Raw genomic sequence first — 20,130 nt, forward strand, 5'->3', positions numbered from 1 at the left:
AATGCCCGTGCTGGATCTGCGACAGTTGGATGGGTGGCTTTTGTTAGGGCTGCTGATGTTGATCGCCTGGCTGCCGCTTCCGATCGGCAGCAACCATCCGCTGGCAATCGGTGTGATGGAGGTGGCTGTCTTTGCGCTGTTGGCGGTTTGGATGCTGGCCAGAGGGTGGTCGGCCGAGGCAGCACCGAGGCCTGTGTTCGCCGGTGGTGCCGCGCGCTGGGTCTTGGGCTTGCTGCTGGCGTGGTTGGCCTATCACCTGCTTCAGGTGCTTCCTTTGCCGCTGGAGGTCATTGGCTGGCTGAATCCGACAGCGGCGGATGTTTACCGCTACGCAGATGAGACGGGGGCGCGTCTGTTCACGCTGAGTCTGGACCCGGGCCTCAGCCTGCAGGCGTTTCTGCAAGCGGCCGCTTACGTCGGTTTGCTGGTGTTGGTCATGGCACTGATCAACACCCGCGAGCGGGTGCGCTTGCTCGTCTATGTGATGTTGGCGGTTGTGACGCTGGAAGCCCTATGGGGCATTGCGGGGATCTACGCGACACCAGCCGTGCGTGCCCGCGGTACCTATATCAATCCGAACCATTTCGCGGGTCTGCTGGAACTGGGCATTGGTCTGACGCTGGGATGGCTTCTGACACTCGGCGCCGCGAGACAACGTCACAGCCACTGGCGGCAGCGTCTGAGTGGGCTGCTTCAGTCTGTGAACGGACGCAATCTGCGCCTGTATGGGTATCTAGCCCTTTTGATTCTATTCGGCGCGCTGGTCCTGTCAGCGTCGCGCGGGGGCATTCTGGCGATGCTGGCCGCGATCAGCCTGATGTTTGCCGTGGCTGCCGCTGTTCGTGGTAGCCAGGGGCGTGCCTTACGGTTGCTAGGGGTGGCGCTACTGGCACTTTTGGCAGGTGCTGTTGTGTTTGGTGCCGATTTGTTCCTAAAGCGACTGGATCAGAGTTTTTTGGAGGCGGAAGGACGCCGCCAGACGGCGACGGCGACGGTGCTGATGATTCAGTCTTACCCGGTCCTTGGCAGTGGTTCAGGAACCTGGGGAACCCTGTATCCGATGTTCAAGGCGCCGGAAGCTCACTCGATGCTGAAGACCGAGAACGCGCACAATGACCATTTAGAACTCCTCGCCGAGCAAGGGGTGATTGGCTATATGCTGCTTGGCGGAGCGATTCTCGTGGCTATCGGCGTCAATCTGCTCGCCCTAAGGCGCGGTGACGCTCTCATCAGAGGACTGTCTTTTGGTTGCGCCCTTGGAATGCTGTCCCTTTTGATTCATGCCTGGGTCGAATTCAACTTCCATATTCCCGCGAATGCTGCTTGGTTTTGGGTCGTGCTCGCGCTCGGTCTTGCTGTCTCCGCATTGCCGGATACTGACACAAAAGCTTGATCTTCACGTTGCAGTGTGCATGTCTTGTGGTTTGGGTCATATTCGGATAGAGTCGCTTTGGGTGTGGCTTGATGGAACCATCTAAAAACGCTGGCGATAAGGATAGAGGTGCACAATCATGCCAGACTGCTGTTGGATTTTTCTTGTAGCGCTTGTTGGCTCGATATTGTGCGTTAAGGGAGGAATTGTGCTCGGCCCGCGGATGGGCGGTTTAGATCTCCCTACAGGACATAAGCAACACGAGCGCCCGGTGCCTTATTTAGGTGGCATCGGCGTGATGGCGGCTCTGATGCTCTTCGTGGTGATGGACGGCTTTCAGCTCACGACGACAGAGTCCACCACGCTGATATCATTGACGGTCAGCGGATCCATGATCTTTTTCATGGGATTAGCCGATGACCGCTGGAATCTTTGCTATCGGCTGCGGTTGCTCGTGCAGTCCGTGGCGGCACTGATCATGATTTTTGGCGCTGGGGTGGCGTTGGTGAATCTCGGCGAATTGGTCCCAACGATATTCTTGGGGCTTGGAGTCTTGAGTATTCCCCTGACGATCTTCGGGGTGCTCAGTGTCAGTAACGCCCTCAATATGATGGATGGCATTGATGGGCTGTCCGGATTGCTCTCTCTTATCAGTTTTTTGCTGCTAGCCATTATCGCCTATAGCGCCGGTGATCAGACTAACGGCCTGTTAGCGTTATCGCTGGCGGGCGGAGTCATGGGCTTCTTGCTCTATAACATGCGCTGCTGCGGCCGTCATGGAGCTGAGGTTTATCTAGGGGATAACGGGAGCATGCTGATTGGATTCATGCTGGCCTGGCTCTTCATCGACCTCTCGCAAGGCCCGGACCCCGCAATGACGCCGGTGACGGCCTTGTTTCTATTCTCGCTGCCCTTGTATGACTCCGCGCTGACGATTGCAAGGCGGGTTTGGCTGGGGAAATCGCCCTTCCGGGCTGATCGTTCGCACCTCCATCACCTCTTATTGGACGCGGGGGCCAGCGTCGAGACCGCCGCCTTTATCTTGGCGGGCTTTCATCTCTTGCTTGGTCTAGTCGGTCTGTTTGGGCTGTATTTAGGGGTGGCGGAGTGGCTGTTGTTCCAGGTTTTCGTGCTGCTGTCGCTTGTCTACGCCTTTGTCGTGTTGCGTCCCTGGCGTTTTGTCCCTTGGATGCGCATTCTGATGGTGCGTCTCGGGATTACGCTGCAGCATGGCACCGGGATCTTTATCGGTGGCATCCATCCCGATGATGTCGATTCACTTGTCGCGGAACTGCGCCCCTTGCTGCAACCTCGCGCGGGTATCCGGGCTTATGCCTACTCTCCACGGCTATTGACGCATGAATCAGTGTTTATCGTCGTGGATATTGGTTCGTGGTACGAGGTACGCAGGACGTTACCCCGATTACGACAGTATCTGAGCATGGAGCATCCCTATGAGGTCCGGCAATACATTGCACGGAATCCGAGCAATGATCGTCGATCGGCGAGACGCAATCCTGATTACGAGCTTCGGAGAACGGACCGTCGCGGTCAACTCCCATTGCGCGAGATTTTGCTGGCCCCTGAACATGGGGCGGCCATCCAATGGCGAGACTATGACTATCGTCGCTGGAGTTTAAAAGAACAACCCGGGAGTGAGCTTGCGAGTTGAACCAATGTAAAAGCAGCGTTAACAAAAAAGCCGGGCTAGCCCGGCTTTTTTAGTGATTTTGTTGTGTTTGTTGTTGGTTAGTTCGTTGCTGTTATTCGACGCTATTGAACGCGGGCTTTTCCTATTCAGCTCCAGCCGCACTAGCCTGAATGGCATCAGTTGTTAGCTACCCTTTGTTTCGAACTCTCCAATGCAAGATGAGTGGGAAACCGGCTAACAGCAGAAAGGCAGTCGGCGGGGCTGGAACCTGGTTTAAGGTAATATTCCCAATGGTCACGCTGTCTCCTGTAATAGGTTCTATATTCGTATCGAAATCGCCATTATCAACAAAAGCACTAAGTATCACTTCCTGATTTTCGTAGGCCGTCACATCGTAGGATAAACTACCTGAACCTGAATTAGACTCTGCTGCTACGACCGGAGTGATCCATGGAAAATTGCTTGGTCCCACCAGATCAACCAACGGAAAAAACGTTGTGTCGAAGAGGATTATAGAAACTAAGTCCGACGACGAATCCGTCATTGACCATCCATAGTCGAAGGACAGCCAGACCGAACCACCCTCTGCATCAGGAACAGTAAAATTTTGGAAAAGATCGACCGTCGAGTAAGAGGAGCTGTTAACTGCTGTACCAGTCCCTGCGGCCGCGTCGCGCCGGAAATTATTGTCAGTATCCACTGCAACGTCGTCGAGTTCATTACCGGTAATAGGGGAGGTGCCATCAAATCGTTCGCCACTCCAACCCTCAAAAGAGCCGAAGTCGCCGTTCTTAAGCGGAAGCGGCGCTGCTGACGACAGTCCAGTGAATAGCAGGCCAAGGCTGCCTGCAAGTAATTGATTAAGATTCATTTTTAAGCGACTCCATGGTTTCAGGTTAATTCGAGCCATAATGGCTGACCGCAGCCTTGGCATTCCCCATAAGTCGGCGGATTTTGCCACATCAAGGGTGTTGCGACAGTCCGCTTCGTCGGGGTTCGCCTGAGCAGGCGAGCAGCCGGAGGTTGCGCAGAACCTGTGATGGTTTGATCAGTATGTTCTGATTGAAAGAGTTATCCAATACTGAGTCAATGGATATAAGCAAATTTTGCGCCTAGTTTTTTTATGTTATAAATATCAGTTAGATAAGCTTGATCAGTCTGTTTGGTCCTTGGTGCCTCTCAGTCAGTGTAAACTTTTCTGACGTTGCTTAATCGAATGGCACCCACCAATCGCTGAGGAAGCGCCCGATCTCCCGCGCGCCTCGCGGATAGGCAAATCCTGTCAGCGCTTGCCTTAATGATGACGCCGCCGGTATCGACGCCGATATCCTCGGCGATGACCGAGCATTTGGCCTGCAGCAGGAAGACGATGGGCGCCTCGACGTCGCTGAGCGTCTCGTAGTTCGCCTGACCCTTGGCGATGATCAGGCCGGCACGCTCAAAGCGCTCGCGAAAGCCCGGCGAGCAAAGCCCCAGTGGCGTGCCCATGGCGTCGCAGCCGGTCTCGCTGAGTTCGGCGACCTGGTCCAGACCCGCCTCGATGGCCTCCTCGCGGGTGGCATCATTGAGTACTGGGCCGGCCTTGACGACATAGTGCACCGGCACCGGTAGGGTTTCGATCAGCACGCGATCGAATACCGTCTCCCCGGCATTGTCGGCCAGGTACAGCACCGCATCGACCTGCTGCAGCGCTTGGCGCAGCACCTCCATGTCATCGATCGCCGCTGTCGCCCGGAGCACGCGCTCCAGGGTGGCCTCCAGATCGTAGCTCTCGGCGACGCCGTAGTCGATGATATTGCCGGCGATGGCGATGCGCACCGCGGTCGCGAGCGGATCATCGGCGGCCGCAACCCGTTCTCTGAGCGTCGGCAGCAGGGCGAGGGCGCGGGCGGTAGCCTCTTGTTTGCTCGCCCGGTAGGGGTCGGCCACTTGGGTACGCTCGCGCACCAGCCGATGAATCTGGTTGCCCATCTCCGGTGGCGTCGCCTCATCGGAGAGTGCGTGCAGCTCGGTCATGGTCTCTTCCAGGATCGCGCGCTGTAAAACGGGCGAGGCGCCGGCACGGCGGGCCGCGCTCAGCGCCTGACGCAAGAAGCAGGGCCAGCAATCGAGATAGATCTTCATCGCAAACCGCCCCTAACCCTCGCCCTAGCGCTTCTGTTGCAGCAGTTCATCATGATAAGAGCCCTCGCGCAGCAGCTTGGCGCCGCACTGCGGGCAGCGCTCATCCTGGCAGGGAACCCCGCGTTGATGCGCGGCGCGATAGTCGCACTTCGGGCAGAAGCAGGTGCCGCCGGTGCCCATGTCGTGTCGCCGTTCTTGGGGCATGATCGCATCTCCTCGTTGCTTTTTCCGATCAGATCAGTCGGAATTGTGCGCCGGTAACACGGGGCTCGCATTGATAAGTCTCGATTGCCCAATAGCCTCAACCTCCCTTATCTTGATCCAATGCCTGCAACCGATAGAGCGTCTCAAGTGCCTTGCGCGGGCTGAGGTTATCCGGATCTAGCTCGCGCAGTGCCTCCAAGACTGGGTTGGGACTCGGCTCGCGGATCATGGGTGGCGCTGGTGCCGCCGCCGACTCAGACGACTCAGCGGGAAACAGCGACAGCTGCGTCGCTGCCCGATCGCGCTCCATCGATTGCTCTTCCAACCGGCGCAGATGCTCCCGCGCGCGCGCGATCACCGCCGTTGGCACGCCCGCCAGCGCGGCCACCTGCAAGCCATAGCTCTGGCTCGCCGGCCCCTCGCGCAGGCGGTGCAGAAAGACGATCCGCTCGCCATGCTCGACGGCATCCAGATGCACGTTGCGCACGCGCGCATGGCGCTCCGGCAGCGCGGTCAGCTCGAAGTAATGGGTGGCGAAGAGGGTGAAGGCGCGCAACTGATCGGCGAGCGCCTCGGCGCAGGCCCAGGCCAGCGAGAGGCCGTCGAAGGTGCTGGTGCCGCGGCCGATCTCGTCGATCAACACCAGGCTGTTGGCGGTGGCGTTGTTGAGGATATTGGCGGTCTCTTCCATCTCGACCATGAAGGTTGAACGCCCGCGCGCCAGATCATCGGCGGCACCGATGCGCGAGAAGATGCGATCGATCGGCCCCAGGCGCGCCGTCGCCGCGGGCACGAAGCTGCCGGCATAGGCCATCACCAGGATCAGCGCGACCTGGCGCATGAAGGTCGATTTGCCGCCCATGTTGGGACCGGTGATCACCAGCATCCGTCGCGCCTCGTCGAGGCTGAGCCCATTGGGCACGAAGGGCTCGGCGCACACTTGCTCGACCACCGGATGACGACCCTCCTCGATCTCGATCCCCGGCGTCGCGACCAGTTCTGGCCGGCTCCAGTTCAGTCGCTCGGCGCGCTCGGCCAGGTTGCAGAGCACATCCAGCTCGGCGATCGCCGCCGTGCTGGCCTGCAACGGCTCAAGGCGCGCTTGTAGCTGCTCGATCAGTGCCTCGTAGAGCTGCTTCTCGCGCGCGAGCGCGCGCTCGCGGGCGCTTAGCACCTGCTCCTCGAAACGCTTCAGCTCGGGGGTGATGTAGCGCTCGCTGGCCTTGAGGGTCTGGCGGCGCTGATAGTCCTCGGGCACGCGCTCGGCATGGCTGCGACCGAGTTCGATGTAGTAGCCATGCACCCGGTTGTAGCCGACCTTGAGCGTGCCGATGCCGGTGCGCGCGCGCTCGCGCTGCTCGAGATCGAGCAGGAACTGATCGCCGTGCTCGGCCAGATCGCGCAGTTGGTCGAGTTCGGCATCATAGCCGGGCGCGATCACGCCGCCGTCGCGGATCAGCATCGGCGGCTGTTCGATGAGGGCGCGTTGCAGTAGGTCGAGCAGGTCGGGGTGCGCGCCGAGTTCGGTCTCGAGCTGGCCGAGACGCGGGCTCTCGGCCATGCCCAGATCGGCATGCAGCGCCGGCAGCCGCGCGAGTGCCTCGCGCAGGGCCGCCAGATCACGCGGGCGTGCCGAACCGAGCGCGACGCGCGCGAGGATGCGCTCCAGATCACCGATCGCGGCCAGCTCCTCGCGCAACGCCTCGAACGCGCCTGCGCCTAGCAGCGCCTCGATGGCCTGATGCCGCTCGCCGAGCGCCCGACGATCGCGCAGCGGGCGGTTGATCCAGCGCCGCAGCAGGCGTGCGCCCATCGCCGTGGCGGTGCGATCCATGATGCCGGCGAGCGTGTGCGGATCGCGCGCGCCCCCGCCCTGGCCGGCGCTCGCGCCCGAAGCGGCGCTGAGTGAGCGCGTCAGCTCCAGGTTGCGGCGGGTGGCGGCATCCAGGATCAGCGCATCATCGCGGGTCTCGGTACGCAGGCCGCGCAGATGGGGCAGGGCGACGCGCTGGGTCTCCTTCACATACTGCAGCAGACAGCCGGCGGCGCCGACCGCCAGGCGCAGTCCAGCGCAACCGAAGCCGTTCAGATCCTGGGTGCCGAATTGCTCGCGGAGCAGCCGCTCGGCGCTGTCGGCATCGAACTGCCAGGGCGCGCGACGGGTGATGCCGGTCGCCAGCCCCGTCGGGGCCTGCTCGCCGAGTTGCTCGGGCAACCGGCTGCTCTCGCTCAGCAGCAGCTCAGCCGGGCGCAGGCGTTCCAGTTCGGCGATGAGCGCCTCCCGGCCGTCGATCTCGAGCACTGAGAAGCGTCCACTGGCCAGCTCCAGCACCGCGAGTCCAACGCGTTCAGCCGCGTCGGTGCCCGAGCTGGCGCCCGAGCCGGCGCTCGATTTGACCTTGGAGTCAGCGCCCGACTCAGCGAGGGCGCAGAGCAGATTCTCCTGCCGCTCCTCGAGCAGCGCCTCATCGGTCAGGGTGCCAGGCGTGACGATCCGCACCACCTCGCGCTCGACCGGCCCCTTGGCCTTGGCCGGATCGCCCTTCTGCTCACAGATCGCCACCGAGACGCCGCGTTTCACCAGCCGCGCCAGATAGGCTTCGACGGCATGATAAGGTATGCCGGCCATCGGGATCGGCATCCCGGCGGACTGGCCGCGCTTGGTCAAGGTGATATCGAGCAGCCGCGCGGCGCGTTCGGCGTCCTCGAAGAACAGCTCGTAGAAATCCCCCATGCGGTAGAACAGCAGCATGTGCGCATACTCGGCCTTGATGCGCAGATATTGCTGCATCATGGGGGTGTGCTCGGCGAGGCGTTCGTCTCGCTCGTTGGGTGTCGTTGGTCGCGCGTTCAATCGTTTCGGTCCTGGTTGGGTGGGCGGCTGCAAGGTAGTATCGCCGGCTTCGCAACGGCAAGACATGAGGATCACAGAAGCAACACAATGGCTTTCGACGAACAACAGCTCAATCGCATCCTGTCACCGGTCTATGTCGCGCGTGGTCGGCGCTATGCCGAAAACGGCGCTGTGCTCAGTGTCGGACACCCGGACCAGCCGGGCCGGCTCTCCGGGCAGGTGCGGGGATCGGGCGCGCACATTTACTCGGTCGTCGTCGACATCACCGACAACCCTGGCCGTTTGCCAACCATCGCCGGCCATTGCACCTGCCCGGTGGGTTGGAACTGCAAGCATGTCGCCGCCTTGCTGCTCGCCGCCGGCGATCGGATCGAGCCGGCACCGGGGCCCACCTCGGCGCCCACCCAACAGACGTCATCGCCGGCGCTGATGCACTGGCTGCGCGAGGCCGAGCAGCTGAGCGGCGAGGGTGATTCGCTCTACGGCCTGCTCTATCTGCTGAGCCTGAACACCATGGCGATTGGACCACCGCAGGTGACACTGAGCATCGTCAAGGTGCGCCACCTCAAGAGTGGGGGGTACGGCAAGCCCTCGAGGTTCAATCCGCACACCAGCTCGCAGGCGCGGTTCATGCGCCACGAAGACCGCCGCGTGATCGCCTTGTTCAAGGCGCAGGCGCCCTCGGGCAATCTCTATGGTCGGAGCGATCGGGTCGTCCTCGACGACGAGCTGGGGGTCGAGCTGTTACAGGCGGTCCTGCGCTCCGGGCGCGGTCATTGGCGGGATCAGGACGGGCCGCCCCTGGTGCGCGGCGAGCCCGTCGCTGGCACCTTGGACTGGCGGTGGGGCGATGATTCGCAGTTGCACCTCGACTTCGAGACCGAGCGCGAGGGGTTGGTGCTGTTGCCGTTGAGCCCACCCTGGTATCTGGACCCCAACTCGGGTGAGTGTGGCCCCATCGACACTCCACTGGGCGAGCGCGAGGCGACGACCTTGGTGCGCGCGCCAACGATCCCACTGGCCGATCTCGAAACCTTCGAGCAGGCGACGCGCCAGCGCCTCAAGGGGCTCGAACTGCCAGAGCCGCCGCAGCTACAACAGCGCGAAATCGAGGTCGACGCGCCAACGCCTTGCTTGCGGTTGCAAAGCCGCGAGGTGCCGGCACGCCCGCTCTATAGCGGCTGGCACGGCTACGCGGCGCCGATGACGGAGCCGCAATGGGAAGATGAGGCGCGCCTGCTGTTCGACTATGCGGGGGTCATGGTCGATCCGCGTCAGCACGGTCAGCACATCGAGCACATCGAGGATGGCGTGCTGGTCCAATGCCAGCGGCATGCAGAGGTCGAGCAGCAGGCGATCGCGCGCTTGGAGGCGATGGGTCTGCAGCCATTGAAGGAGACCGAGCAGCAACAGGGACTGCCCTTGGGTCCGCCACGGGTCGAGGCCTGGCTGGCGTTCATGGATCGCGATGTGCCGGTGCTCGAAGGCGAGGGCTGGCGCGTCGAGGTCGATCCGAGCTTTCGTTTTCCGGTCGGACGCGTCGGCGACTGGGATCTGGATATCGAGGAGGGCGAGGCCGGGCGCTGGCTGGATCTGAGCCTCGGGGTCGAGGTCGATGGCGAGCGCCTGGACCTGCTGCCGATCCTGATCAATCTGATCCAGAATCCGGCGGTGGATCTCTCGCCGCGCGCGCTCAACGCACTCAGCGAGGAAACGCGCTTCAGTCTGCGCCTCGACGATGGGCGCTATATCTTCTTCCCAGCCGAGCGCCTGAAGCCGATCCTCTCGACCCTGATCGAACTCTACGACCCGATGGCGCGCTTGCAGGGCGATGGCCGGATGCGACTCTCGCGCCTGCAGGCCACGGAACTCGCCGAGCTGGAGCAACAGGCGCCGAATCTGAGCTGGCGCGGCGGCGAGCAGGCGCGCGCGTGGGGCCGGCGCTTGCGCGAGTTCGAGCGCATCGAGCCGGTCGCGCCACCCGCCGAGCTGCAGGCCGAGCTGCGCCCCTATCAGCAGGAGGGCTTGAACTGGCTGCAATTCCTGCGCGACTTCGAGCTGGGCGGCGTGCTCGCCGACGACATGGGCCTGGGCAAGACCATCCAGGCGCTGGCGCATCTGTTGATCGAAAAGGCCGCTGGGCGCGCCGACCGCCCGAGCCTGGTGGTGGCGCCGACCAGCCTGATGTTCAACTGGAAGCGTGAGGCCGAGCGCTTCGCGCCGTCGCTGCGGGTGGTCATCCTGCAGGGGCCGAAACGCCAGGAGCACTTCGATCATCTCGGTGAGCAGGATCTGGTGCTGACCACCTATGCCCTGCTGCCGCGCGATCTGGAGGTGCTCATCGCGCAGGACTGGCATCTGCTGATCCTCGATGAGGCGCAGGCGATCAAGAACCCGCGCAGCAAGGGCGCGCAAGCGGCGCGCGCGCTTAAGGCGCGGCATCGGCTCTGTCTCACCGGCACGCCGCTGGAGAATCATCTCGGCGAACTCTGGTCGCTGATGGATTTCCTGATGCCCGATCTGCTCGGCGACGAACGCGGGTTTCGCCGGCTGTTCCGCACGCCCATCGAGCGCCATGGCGAGCATGAGCGCACCGAGCATCTGCGCCGGCGGATCGCGCCCTTCCTGCTGCGCCGCACCAAGGAGAAGGTGGCCGCCGATCTGCCGGCGAAGACCGAGATCCTGCGCGAGGTGGCCTTGGCCTCCGATCAGCGCGATCTCTACGAGACCCTGCGTCTGGCCCTGCACGAGAAGGTGCGCAAGGAGATCGCGCGCAAGGGTCTCGCGCAGAGTGGCATCATCATCCTGGATGCCTTGCTGAAGCTGCGCCAATGCTGCTGTGATCCGCGTCTGGTCTCGCTCGAGAGCGCGCGGCGCGTGAAGGGCTCGGCGAAGCTCGACCTGCTCATGGAGCTGCTATCGGATCTGCTGCAAGAAGGGCGGCGCGTGCTGCTGTTCTCGCAGTTCACCAGCATGCTGAGTCTGATCGAAGAGGCCCTGGATCAGCGCTTGAAGCACAAGAAGGACCGCGACTACGTCAAGCTGACCGGCCAGACCCGCAACCGGCAAACGCCAGTGGACCGCTTCCAGGCCGGCGAGGTGCCGCTGTTCCTGATCAGCCTCAAGGCCGGCGGTAGCGGCTTGAACCTGACCGCTGCCGACACCGTGATCCACTACGACCCCTGGTGGAACCCGGCCGCCGAGCGTCAGGCAACCGACCGCGCGCATCGAATCGGTCAGGACAAGCCGGTGTTCGTCTACAAGCTGCTGACCGAAGGCACGGTCGAGCAGCGCGTCGCCGAATTGCAGGAGCGCAAACAGGCGCTCGCCGATGCCATGCTCGAAGGGGGCGGCAGCGCGGCCAAGTCGCTGAGCCACGAGGATCTGGATCTGCTGTTCGCGCCGCTGGATGCGGGCTGATTCAGCCCACCAGGGCCTCGAGTCGCTCGGCATCGAGTACCTGATGTCCGCGCGCATGCAAGGCCGCGATCGCCTGATCGGGCTGCTGGAAGCGAAACACCAGGATCGCCCGGTCTTCGCGGCGCAGGGTAAAGGCGTAGACGTACTCGACATTGAGCCCGGCCTGCTCGAACACGCCGAGGACCTCGGCCAGGCCGCCGGGTTGGTCATGCACCTCGACGGCGACCACCTCGGTGAGGGTGACCGACCAGCCGGCGGCATCGAGCACCTCGGCGGCATGGGCGGGGTCCTGCACGATCAGCCGCAGGATGCCGAACTCGGCGGTATCGGCCAGACACAGGGTCATGATTTTGACCCCCTCGGCGGCGAGGAGTCGGGTCGGCTCGATCAGCCGGCCGGGGCGGTTCTCGAGAAACACAGAGAGCTGAGTGAGTTTCATGGAGTTCCCATGGAAGGCTGCAGATGCGGTGTTGGAACGTCGCCTCGGCTCAATCGCCACGCTGATCGATCACGCGCTGGGCCTTGCCCTGGCTACGCTCGATGCTGTGCGGCTCGACCAAGCGCAGGCCGACGCGAACACCGACGATGCGCTCGATGGCCTGGGCGATGCGCTCGCGCATGTCCTCGAGGACGCGCACCTGATCGCTCAGTACCTCGGGCGTGACCTCGACCTCGACTGTCATCTGATCGAGCCCATGCTCGCGGCTGAGCAGGATGCGGTAATGGGGCAGGGTGCCTTCGACCGCCAGCAGTGCCGCCTCGATTTGCGAGGGGAAGATGTTGACACCGCGGATGATGAGCATGTCATCCGAGCGGCGCGCGATGCGCCGGATGCGCCGCAGGCTGCGTCCGCAGCCGCAGCGCTGCGGGATGATCGCGCTGATATCGCGGGTGCGATAGCGGATCATCGGCATCGCTTTCTTGCTCAGCGTGGTCAACACCAGTTCGCCTTCCTCGCCGTCGGGCAGCGGCTCGCCGCTGACGGGGTCGATGATCTCCGGGTAGAAATGATCCTCGAACACATGCAGGCCGTGGTGCTCGGTGCATTCGCTGGCGACGCCGGGACCGGTGATCTCGGAGAGGCCGTAGATATCGAAGGCATCGATGCCGGTGCTCGCCTCGATGTGGTCGCGCATGCCATCGCTCCAGGGTTCGGCGCCGAACACGCCGACCCGCAGCGGTAGCGCGCGCAGGTCGACGCCGAGTTCGCCGGCGCGCTCGACCAGATGGGTGAAATAGCTCGGGGTCGAGAACAGCGCGCTCACGCCGAAGTCACGGATGATCATGATCTGCCGGTCGGTGTTGCCACCGGAGGTCGGGATCACGGTCGCCCCCAGGGCCTCGGCGCCGTAATGCGCGCCGAGCCCGCCGGTGAAGAGCCCATAGCCATAGGCGTTTTGCACGATGTCGCCATTGTGCAGGGTGCAGCAGGCCAGCGTGCGCGCCATGACCTCGGACCAGACCTCGATGTCCTCACGGGTGTAGGCGACGACGATGGGCTTGCCGGTGGTGCCGCTGGAGGCGTGCAAGCGCACCACCTCGCTCATCGGGCTGGCGAAGAGGCCGAACGGGTAGGTCTCGCGCAGGTCGGCCTTGACCGTGAACGGCAGCCGGCGGAGGTCGGCGAGGGTCTGGATGGCAGCCGGCGTCAGCTCGCGCTCGCGCATGCGCTCGCGCACCAGGGCGACCTTGTCGTAGGCCCGCTGGACCACCGCGCGCAGGCGCCGCAGCTGGACCTCCTTGAGCGCGGGCTCGGGCAGGAAATCCGGGGCGCTGGCGGGATGGAACCCACCGGCGGCATCGTTCCAGAGCTCTTTCAGCATGGCAAGGCCTGTGTGGTCAGACGGCCAACCCGTCCCGGGCCGCAGGCGCGACCAAGCGCGAAGGCCTGGGCGTTGAGCGCGTGCAGCTTCTCGGCCAGATTGGCCTGGATGGCCTGCGTCCAGGCCTGCTCGCTGATCTCGAGGGCGGTCGAGAGGGCACCGAGCATGGCGACGTTGACGCTCTTCCTATTCTTCAGCGCGCCGGGCTCGATGACCTCGGGCCCGATCAGCAGGCCGTCGGGATGCAACAGCGCTCGGGTCACTTCGACCTGGGTCGGCTCGAGCACGAGCAGCACATGGGCCTCACCGGGCGGGACCATCGGGCTCAGCACCGGGCTCAGCACCGGGCTGTGCTCGGGATGGCCGTAGCGCACATCGCTGGTGACCGAGCCGCCGCGCTGACTCATCCCGTGCAGTTCGCTCTTCTTGACGTCGAAGCCGGCGCGCAGCGCGGCCTCGGCGAGGATGTCGGAGGCCTTGACGATGCCTTGGCCGCCGAGTCCGGCGATGACGATGTTGGTGATCATTGGCAGTCAGGCTCCTCGGCGGCGGCCTTCTCGTAGCGTCGGATCTTCGGTGCCGCCAGCACGCAGGGCTGGCGCACGATGAACAGCGCCGTCTCATCGCGAGCGAGCTGCGCGGCGAGGCGCTCATCGAGCCTCGCGGTCTCGTCGCTGCCCTCGATCAGCTCGACCGCTTGCACACCCATCGCTTGCGCGATGCCGGCGAAGTCGAGCCGATGGGCGGGGCTGTGGTCGAGCGCGCGGCCGGTACCGGGATGCTCCTGCTGGCCGGTCATCGCGGTGGTCTGGTTGTCGAGGATCAGCACCAGATGACCGGTCGGCGGCGGATTGTAGACCATCTCGGCGAGGCCAGTGAGCCCGGAGTGGACGAAGGTCGAATCACCGATCACGCTGACCACGCGCCGCGCCTCGGCCGCGGGCAACGCATGGCGCAGGCCGAGGCCGACGCCGATGCTCGCGCCCATGCAGACGCAGGTGTCCATGGCCGAGAACGGCGGCAGCACACCGAGGGTGTAGCAGCCGATGTCGCCGGCGACGATGCAGTCGAGATCGCGCAGTGCCTCGAACACGCCGCGATGCGAGCAGCCCTGACAGAGTTGCGGCGGTTTGCCCTTGACCGGCTCGGGTTCGGGACGCTCGTCGCCGGCGATGATGCGGCGCACGCGCGCGACATCGAGTTCACCGAAACGATAGCGCATCGGCTTGCCCTCGGCGCTGAGGTCGGCGGCATTGAGCTCATCGACCAGCACAGGATCACCTTCCTCGATCACCAACAGCCGCTCGATCTCGGCGGCGAAGGCGCGAATCCGCTCGAGCGGTAGCGGGTAGGTGAGGCCGAAGGTCAGCTGACGGGCCGCGGGGGCGGCCTCGCGGGCATGCAGGGCGGCGACGCCGGTGGCGATGATGCCGAGCCCTGCGCGGTCGGCCCGATCGCTGCCTTGGGCGATGGCTTCGGGCGGGTATTCCCGGATCGGCCCTTCGGCCTCATTCCAAGCCGCGATCTCGGCCAGCTTCTGGCGCAGGCGGTGGTGGGCGGGTTTGGCGAAGGCCGGAATCATGACCCTGGCCGGAATATCGCGCCGAAAGCGCCGTGCGGCCTGCTCGTCGTCGGGCTGCGCGGCGGTCGCGCAGGCGGCGTGGCGCTGTTCCGGGGGGCGTGGGCGCACCACGGTCTTGGCGTGACAGATGCGCGTGGTCAGGCGCAGGATGACCGGGATCTTCCAGCGCTCGCCGATCTCGAGCGCCAGCCAGGTGAACTCGTAGGCCTGCTGCGAGTCGACCGGTTCCAGCATGGGGGCGCCGGCGGCGCGGGCGTAGTGGCGATTGTCCTGCTCGTTCTGGCTCGAGGCCATGCCTGGATCATCGGCCGAGACGATCACCAGGCCGCCATCGACATCGGTATAGGTGGCTGTGAACAGCGCATCGGCGGCGACGTTGAGGCCGACGTGCTTCATGGTCACCAGGGTGCGGGCGCCGGCGAAGGCGCTGCCGATACCGACCTCGAGCGCGACCTTCTCGTTCGGCGCCCACTGAGCATGGCCGCCGAGGCGGTCGAAGGTCTCGAGGATCTCGGTCGAGGGCGTGCCCGGATAGCCGCTGCCGAGCCGCACGCCGGCGTGCAAAGCGGCGAGGGCGACGGCATCGTCACCGCTCAATAGGAGGCGTTCATCAGTCATCGCTCTTGTCACCCATGCAGCACCGTTTCGGCGCGCGCGCAGTTGCTATCGTCGCAAGCGGTGTTCGACCTCGAGGCCGGCTCACGCTTGATCGCCGCTGCGCCTCCGTGCTCGACTGCGGTTCAATACAAAGGCCGCGAGCCTACAGGGCGCGCCTTGATGGAACATTGACCTAACCAGTGCATCTGCTGGCCGAGATGACACCTTTTTGACTTACATCAGCCGGAGCCCCGATCGATGACAACCGATGACACACGCGCAGGCCTGCTACTCGGGCCAGGTCCAAACGGGCAGTGGGATGATGAACGCGTCTCCGGTCCCTGTGTGCTGCGCCTGCCGCACGGGCAGTGGCGCATGTGGTACTACGGCCGCGAGCAGGGCTTCGACCCGGAGATCCAACTGCCGAGCGGGCGGATTGGCCTGGCGGAATCCGATGATGGGCTGCACTGGAGGCGCATCAGCGGCCCACTCACGCGCGGTGCCGTGCTTGAGGCCCATCCTGATCCAACCCGCTTCGATGCGACCCATGTCGGCGTCAGTGGCGTGCGCCATGAAGACGGGCTGTACTGGATGTGGTACTTCGGCGGCGATCACAGCCGGTTTCGCATCGGGCGCTTCGATGTCAAAGGCCTGCGGCTGCGCCCGGGCTGCGCGATCTCGCGTGACGGCCTGCATTGGCAGCGTCTGGACGGGCCGTATCAGGGCGCCTTGTTGGACTTCGGCGAGCCCAATGCCTTTGATGCCGCTAGCTTGGGCTGGCCGCAGGTGGTAAGAGTGCGCCATGACCTCTGGCGGCTCTACTATCACAGCCTGGACGCGGCGCGGATGGTCTTTGGGGTCGGCCTGGCCGAATCCGATGATGGTTTGCACTGGCGCAAGCGCGGCGAGGTGTTCGGCCCGGGCGAGCCGGAGGCCTTCGATGGACTCGGCATCGGCACCCGCCAGGTGCTCTGGCACGAGGGGCGCTGGCTGATGGTCTACGAGGGCGTCGCTGGCAATGGCCATTCGATCGGGTTGGCCGAGTCCGACGACGGCGTGCACTGGACGCGGCGCCCCGGCTCGGAGCCGGATGGCTCGATCTTCGCCCATGCCGAGAGCGGCTCCGGGGCCTGGGATGCGTTCGCGGTGGGTACGCCCTGCCTGGTGGCGATGGAAGACGGCTCCTGGCGGCTCTACTATGTGGGCTGCAACGAGACTGGCCTCGGCCACGGTGACGAACTGGCAGCCCGTCATCAGATCGGGCTCGCGCTCAGTCAGGGGTCGGACCTGACGCGCTGGAGGCGTTGGGACGGCGGCCGCCGCTGAGCCGCTCGGGGGTGGTTGACGCCGGCTCGCTAGAGGCGGGCTGTGGTGGAGGGGCGGTCACCGTCCTTTTGCGCGCCTTTTCGGCGCGCTGCCGTTGCCCCTCACGCAGCGCGGCGACGGCCTCTTCGAGCGAGGGCGCCATCGCCACCTTGCCGCCTTGACTGACGATGACCCGCTTGAGCTGGGGAATCTTCACGCCATGCGCCGCTTGCAGATAAACCGGCTGCACATAGGTGATGACATCGTCGATCAAGATCAGGATCAGCTTGCCACGCTTGATCTCCGCGCCGCCTCGCCCCCAGAGCGTGAACTGCTCGGCAATCTTGGAATCCTGCTCGATCAGCGCGTCGATCTGCGAGAGCCCGAGCACCAGCATGCCGGTGGGGAGGCTGTAGACGATGATCCGACCATAGTTCGGCGCATCCGAACTGACCACCGCAAAGGCGCGCATATTGTCGCGTCCCTTCGGATTCATGGGTGCGAGCAGCAAGTGCTCGAACTGCGAGCGGTCGATCAGATTGAGCGTGACATAGTAGGGCAACAGCGTTTTGGTGTCGCCCCGGCGTGATATCTGCGGAAACATCCAACGGTCTTCCTGACCATAGAAGACGGCCGGGTCGGTCTGATGATACTTGGCATACACCGACATCTGGGTCGAGAAGAGATCCTGCGGGTAGCGGATATGCGCTCTCAGTGCATCTGGAAACTGCTCCATGTCCTTGAGCAGGCCGGGGTACATGCGCTGGTAGGCGCGCGCTATCGGATCATCGGGATCGGCCAGGTAATAGTCCATCTCGCCGGTATAGGCATCGACCACGATCTTCACGGAATTGCGGATATAGTTGAATTCCTTGGCGATCGGGCTTGCCATCCAATGATCGGGATGTTTGCCGACATTGCGATTCACCGGCTCGGCATAGGGATAGCGATCAGAGAGGGTATAGGCATCGATGATCCAGTACAGATGCCCCGGCGTCACCACCAGGTAGGGATCGCTGTCGAGTTCCAGGAAAGGGGTCACGACGCGAATGGTGCTTGGCACGTTACGCCGGATCAGGATCTGGCTATCGGGCTGTATCGCCGTGGTAAAGAACAGCTTGTAATCGCGATAGTAGAGGGCAAAGATGGCGCGTCTGAACCAGCCATCGATGGGGATGCCCGTGTTCGCGCGATAATCGTCCTGCACCACGCCGGTCTGGCCCGGATAGGAGATCTCGCCCAACGCATTGGGGGCGATCACGTCATACAGATCCTGCATGCCGTAATAGATGCCAGGCTCCTCGATCGTCAAACCATACTCCGAGCGCGGTGGCATATCCTTGAGGTACCACTCCTTGGCTTCCTCCCCGAACTGCGCCGCGGGTGACATCACCGCGCCATAGCCGTGGGTGTATCGGAACCAGCGATTGACCCAATTCTGCGAATCCTTCGGTAAGCGGTCAAAATCCAATTCCCGTGCGGCGAGGAAGACCTGCTGATAACGGCCATCGATGGTGTAGCGATCGGTATTCACCGAGAGGAAGCGGTAATAGCTGCGAATCTCCTGCATTTCGCGATACACATCGATGAGCATGTCGCGATCCCAGACCGGAATATTGCGCAGCCCGGCCGCATCGAGATCCTCGGGCGCACGATCCGCCGACGCGGTGGCCGGAACCCGATAAGGCCGGGTCTCGACCTCGGCGAGACCGAATGCATCGAGTGTGGCGGTGATATTGTCGCGAATGTAAGGCTCCTGGCGCGCGAGTTCATCCGGCTCGACCATGTAGTCCTGCACCATCGCGGGAATGGCGTCCCAATAACGCAGGCCGACCGTGATGGCCAGGAGTGTTGCAGACACCACCACCAGTGATAAGCCGCGTCTCGTATTGAGAGACCAGATCAGGCTCGCGCCCAGTATCACCAGCATGATCATCGCCGACCAAATCAACGGTAGCACGATGTTCATTTCCGTGTAGCCGGCACCGAAGAACAGCGGCGTGTGACTGTCGGTATACAGCAGCGCATGACGCTGGAACATCCACTCGACGATACCGACACAGAACATCAGTGCGATGATGACACTGAGATGCCGTTTCGCGCCGGCCGCGATATTCAACCCCCGCTTCTTCAGTGCCTGGAACTGCAGGTAATAGATGATGCCCAGGATGGTGAGGAGTACACCAAAGGCAAAGAACACCTCGAACAGCATGGTGCGAAACAGCGGCAGTGCGAACAGGTAATAGCTGATATCGTGACCGTAGACCGGATCGACGAGACCGGCACGCGGCGCAAAGAGGAAAAGCAACGTCTCTTCCCAGCGGCGATACAGTGGCGCGGCCAGAACCACCGCGAGCACCAAGGCGACGAGCAGCGACAAGTGATGGAGTCCGAGGATCAGCCAATGCAACAGCCTGGCGGAGCCGCGCGGCCGTTCGGTGCTCGCACCGAGGCTCAACGCATGGCGCGGTTTTGCCTGTTTCGCCTTGCGCCGAAACCGTAACAGCACTTTTTTCGGCGCCAGCGGTTTGATCCGCATGTAGCGCGCGGCGAGACGAAAGTTCAAGTAAAAGAAAAAGAAGAAAAACGTCGTCAATACAGCGAAAACGACATAGCTGTACAGGAGGCGTTGCCAGAAATAAAAGCCCAAGCCAAGCGATTGATACCACCAGATCTCGACCACGCCACCGGCATACACCAACGCAAAGATCGGCAATGCGATCGCCAGCATCAATGGCAGGAGGACGAGCACGAATAAACGAATCCGACGCCCGAGACGCTTTTTTGTCATACAGTGCACCCTGTCCAGGGAGATGGGAACATGCAAAAACCGAAACGATTGATTATATCACTTCCGCCAACCACTCGATCCTTGTTGACCGTGGATGCGAGCGACGCCATTATTGTTCCGACTGATGTGATCCGGATACCAAGAAGCCGCCAGATACTGGAAATAAGCGGCTCCTCCGTCTGGATTAATCCCGGCGGAACAATAAAGCGTCACGTCAGCCGCCAGCAACAGCTTTAACGAAACGGCTATCGAGCTCGGCTTTGGCACTTTTCGGCCCCTCAGACGCTGTATAGGAAGCCGCTCAAGCGAATTTAATTATTAGATCTGCAATCAATCACGAATTAATCTACTCGAAAGCAATTTGATTATCGCAGAGTTGACGCAGCAAAAGCCGAGATGATGCAAGG

General features: G+C 63.0%; 14 protein-coding genes. 5 read left to right on the plus strand and 9 right to left on the minus strand.

All coding sequences use genetic code 11. The features are described from left to right. Position 1: 1 nt before the first annotated feature. Together CCR82_RS05965 and CCR82_RS05970 are read left to right on the plus strand one after the other, a co-directional pair. Positions 2-1,393, plus strand: a complete 1,392-nt coding sequence (locus CCR82_RS05965; protein WP_201244486.1) for an O-antigen ligase family protein — start codon at positions 2-4, stop codon at positions 1,391-1,393. 118 nt (positions 1,394-1,511) lie between these two features. Continuing rightward, the gene (locus tag CCR82_RS05970) at positions 1,512-3,044 is read left to right on the plus strand and encodes an MraY family glycosyltransferase (RefSeq protein WP_201244487.1); all 1,533 of its coding nucleotides are present in this window, start codon (positions 1,512-1,514) and stop codon (positions 3,042-3,044) included. A 166-nt stretch (positions 3,045-3,210) separates the two neighbouring features. On the opposite strand, the gene CCR82_RS05975 is transcribed toward CCR82_RS05970, so the two are convergent. From CCR82_RS05975 to mutS, 4 genes are all read right to left on the minus strand, one after another. Then, the gene (locus CCR82_RS05975) at positions 3,211-3,894 is read right to left on the minus strand and encodes a hypothetical protein (RefSeq protein ID WP_201244488.1); all 684 of its coding nucleotides are present in this window, start codon (positions 3,892-3,894) and stop codon (positions 3,211-3,213) included. A 308-nt stretch (positions 3,895-4,202) separates the two neighbouring features. Beyond that, positions 4,203-5,147: a damage-control phosphatase ARMT1 family protein gene (locus tag CCR82_RS05980; protein WP_201244489.1), complete on the minus strand. Its 945-nt coding sequence runs from the start codon at positions 5,145-5,147 to the stop codon at positions 4,203-4,205. Positions 5,148-5,171: 24 nt separating this feature from the next. Further along, positions 5,172-5,351, minus strand: a complete 180-nt coding sequence (locus tag CCR82_RS05985) for a ferredoxin (RefSeq protein WP_201244490.1) — start codon at positions 5,349-5,351, stop codon at positions 5,172-5,174. A gap of 97 nt (positions 5,352-5,448) precedes the next feature. Next, a complete protein-coding gene (gene mutS / locus CCR82_RS05990) occupies positions 5,449-8,145 on the minus strand; it encodes a DNA mismatch repair protein MutS (RefSeq protein ID WP_201244491.1) in 2,697 nt (898 codons plus the stop codon). 147 nt (positions 8,146-8,292) lie between these two features. On the opposite strand from mutS, the gene CCR82_RS05995 reads away from it, so the two are divergent. Further along, complete coding sequence (locus CCR82_RS05995; protein WP_201244492.1) at positions 8,293-11,625, plus strand: DEAD/DEAH box helicase; 3,333 nt, start codon at positions 8,293-8,295, stop codon at positions 11,623-11,625. A 1-nt stretch (position 11,626) separates the two neighbouring features. Here CCR82_RS05995 and CCR82_RS06000 read toward each other — a convergent pair whose 3' ends face one another. The 4 genes from CCR82_RS06000 to CCR82_RS06015 are packed head-to-tail and all read right to left on the minus strand — an operon-like array spanning position 11,627 to position 15,648. Further along, a complete protein-coding gene (locus CCR82_RS06000) occupies positions 11,627-12,064 on the minus strand; it encodes an ACT domain-containing protein (RefSeq protein ID WP_201244493.1) in 438 nt (145 codons plus the stop codon). A gap of 49 nt (positions 12,065-12,113) precedes the next feature. Then, complete coding sequence (locus CCR82_RS06005) at positions 12,114-13,448, minus strand: phenylacetate--CoA ligase family protein (RefSeq protein WP_201244494.1); 1,335 nt, start codon at positions 13,446-13,448, stop codon at positions 12,114-12,116. Continuing rightward, entirely contained in the window at positions 13,442-13,975 is a 534-nt protein-coding gene (locus tag CCR82_RS06010; RefSeq protein WP_420827315.1) for an indolepyruvate oxidoreductase subunit beta, read from the minus strand. The genes CCR82_RS06005 and CCR82_RS06010 overlap by 7 nt, the downstream gene beginning before the upstream one ends. Beyond that, on the minus strand, positions 13,972-15,648 hold the full coding sequence (locus tag CCR82_RS06015; protein ID WP_201244495.1) for a thiamine pyrophosphate-dependent enzyme: 1,677 nt from the start codon (positions 15,646-15,648) through the stop codon (positions 13,972-13,974). The genes CCR82_RS06010 and CCR82_RS06015 overlap by 4 nt, the downstream gene beginning before the upstream one ends. Positions 15,649-15,885: 237 nt before the next feature. Here CCR82_RS06015 and CCR82_RS06020 point away from each other — a divergent pair, with 237 nt between their 5' ends. Further along, a complete protein-coding gene (locus CCR82_RS06020) occupies positions 15,886-16,953 on the plus strand; it encodes a glycoside hydrolase family protein (RefSeq protein WP_201244496.1) in 1,068 nt (355 codons plus the stop codon). Here CCR82_RS06020 and CCR82_RS06025 read toward each other — a convergent pair. Further along, positions 16,898-19,723: a UPF0182 family protein gene (locus CCR82_RS06025; protein ID WP_201244497.1), complete on the minus strand. Its 2,826-nt coding sequence runs from the start codon at positions 19,721-19,723 to the stop codon at positions 16,898-16,900. The two genes, CCR82_RS06020 and CCR82_RS06025, sit on opposite strands and share 56 nt — an antisense overlap. A 30-nt stretch (positions 19,724-19,753) precedes the next feature. On the opposite strand from CCR82_RS06025, the gene CCR82_RS18275 reads away from it, so the two are divergent. Continuing rightward, a complete protein-coding gene (locus CCR82_RS18275) occupies positions 19,754-19,960 on the plus strand; it encodes a hypothetical protein (RefSeq protein ID WP_207190931.1) in 207 nt (68 codons plus the stop codon). The last annotated feature ends 170 nt before the right edge of the window (positions 19,961-20,130 follow it).

Origin of the sequence: Halochromatium salexigens (assembly GCF_016653295.1) — a bacterium.
GTDB lineage: Bacteria > Pseudomonadota > Gammaproteobacteria > Chromatiales > Chromatiaceae > Lamprobacter > Lamprobacter salexigens.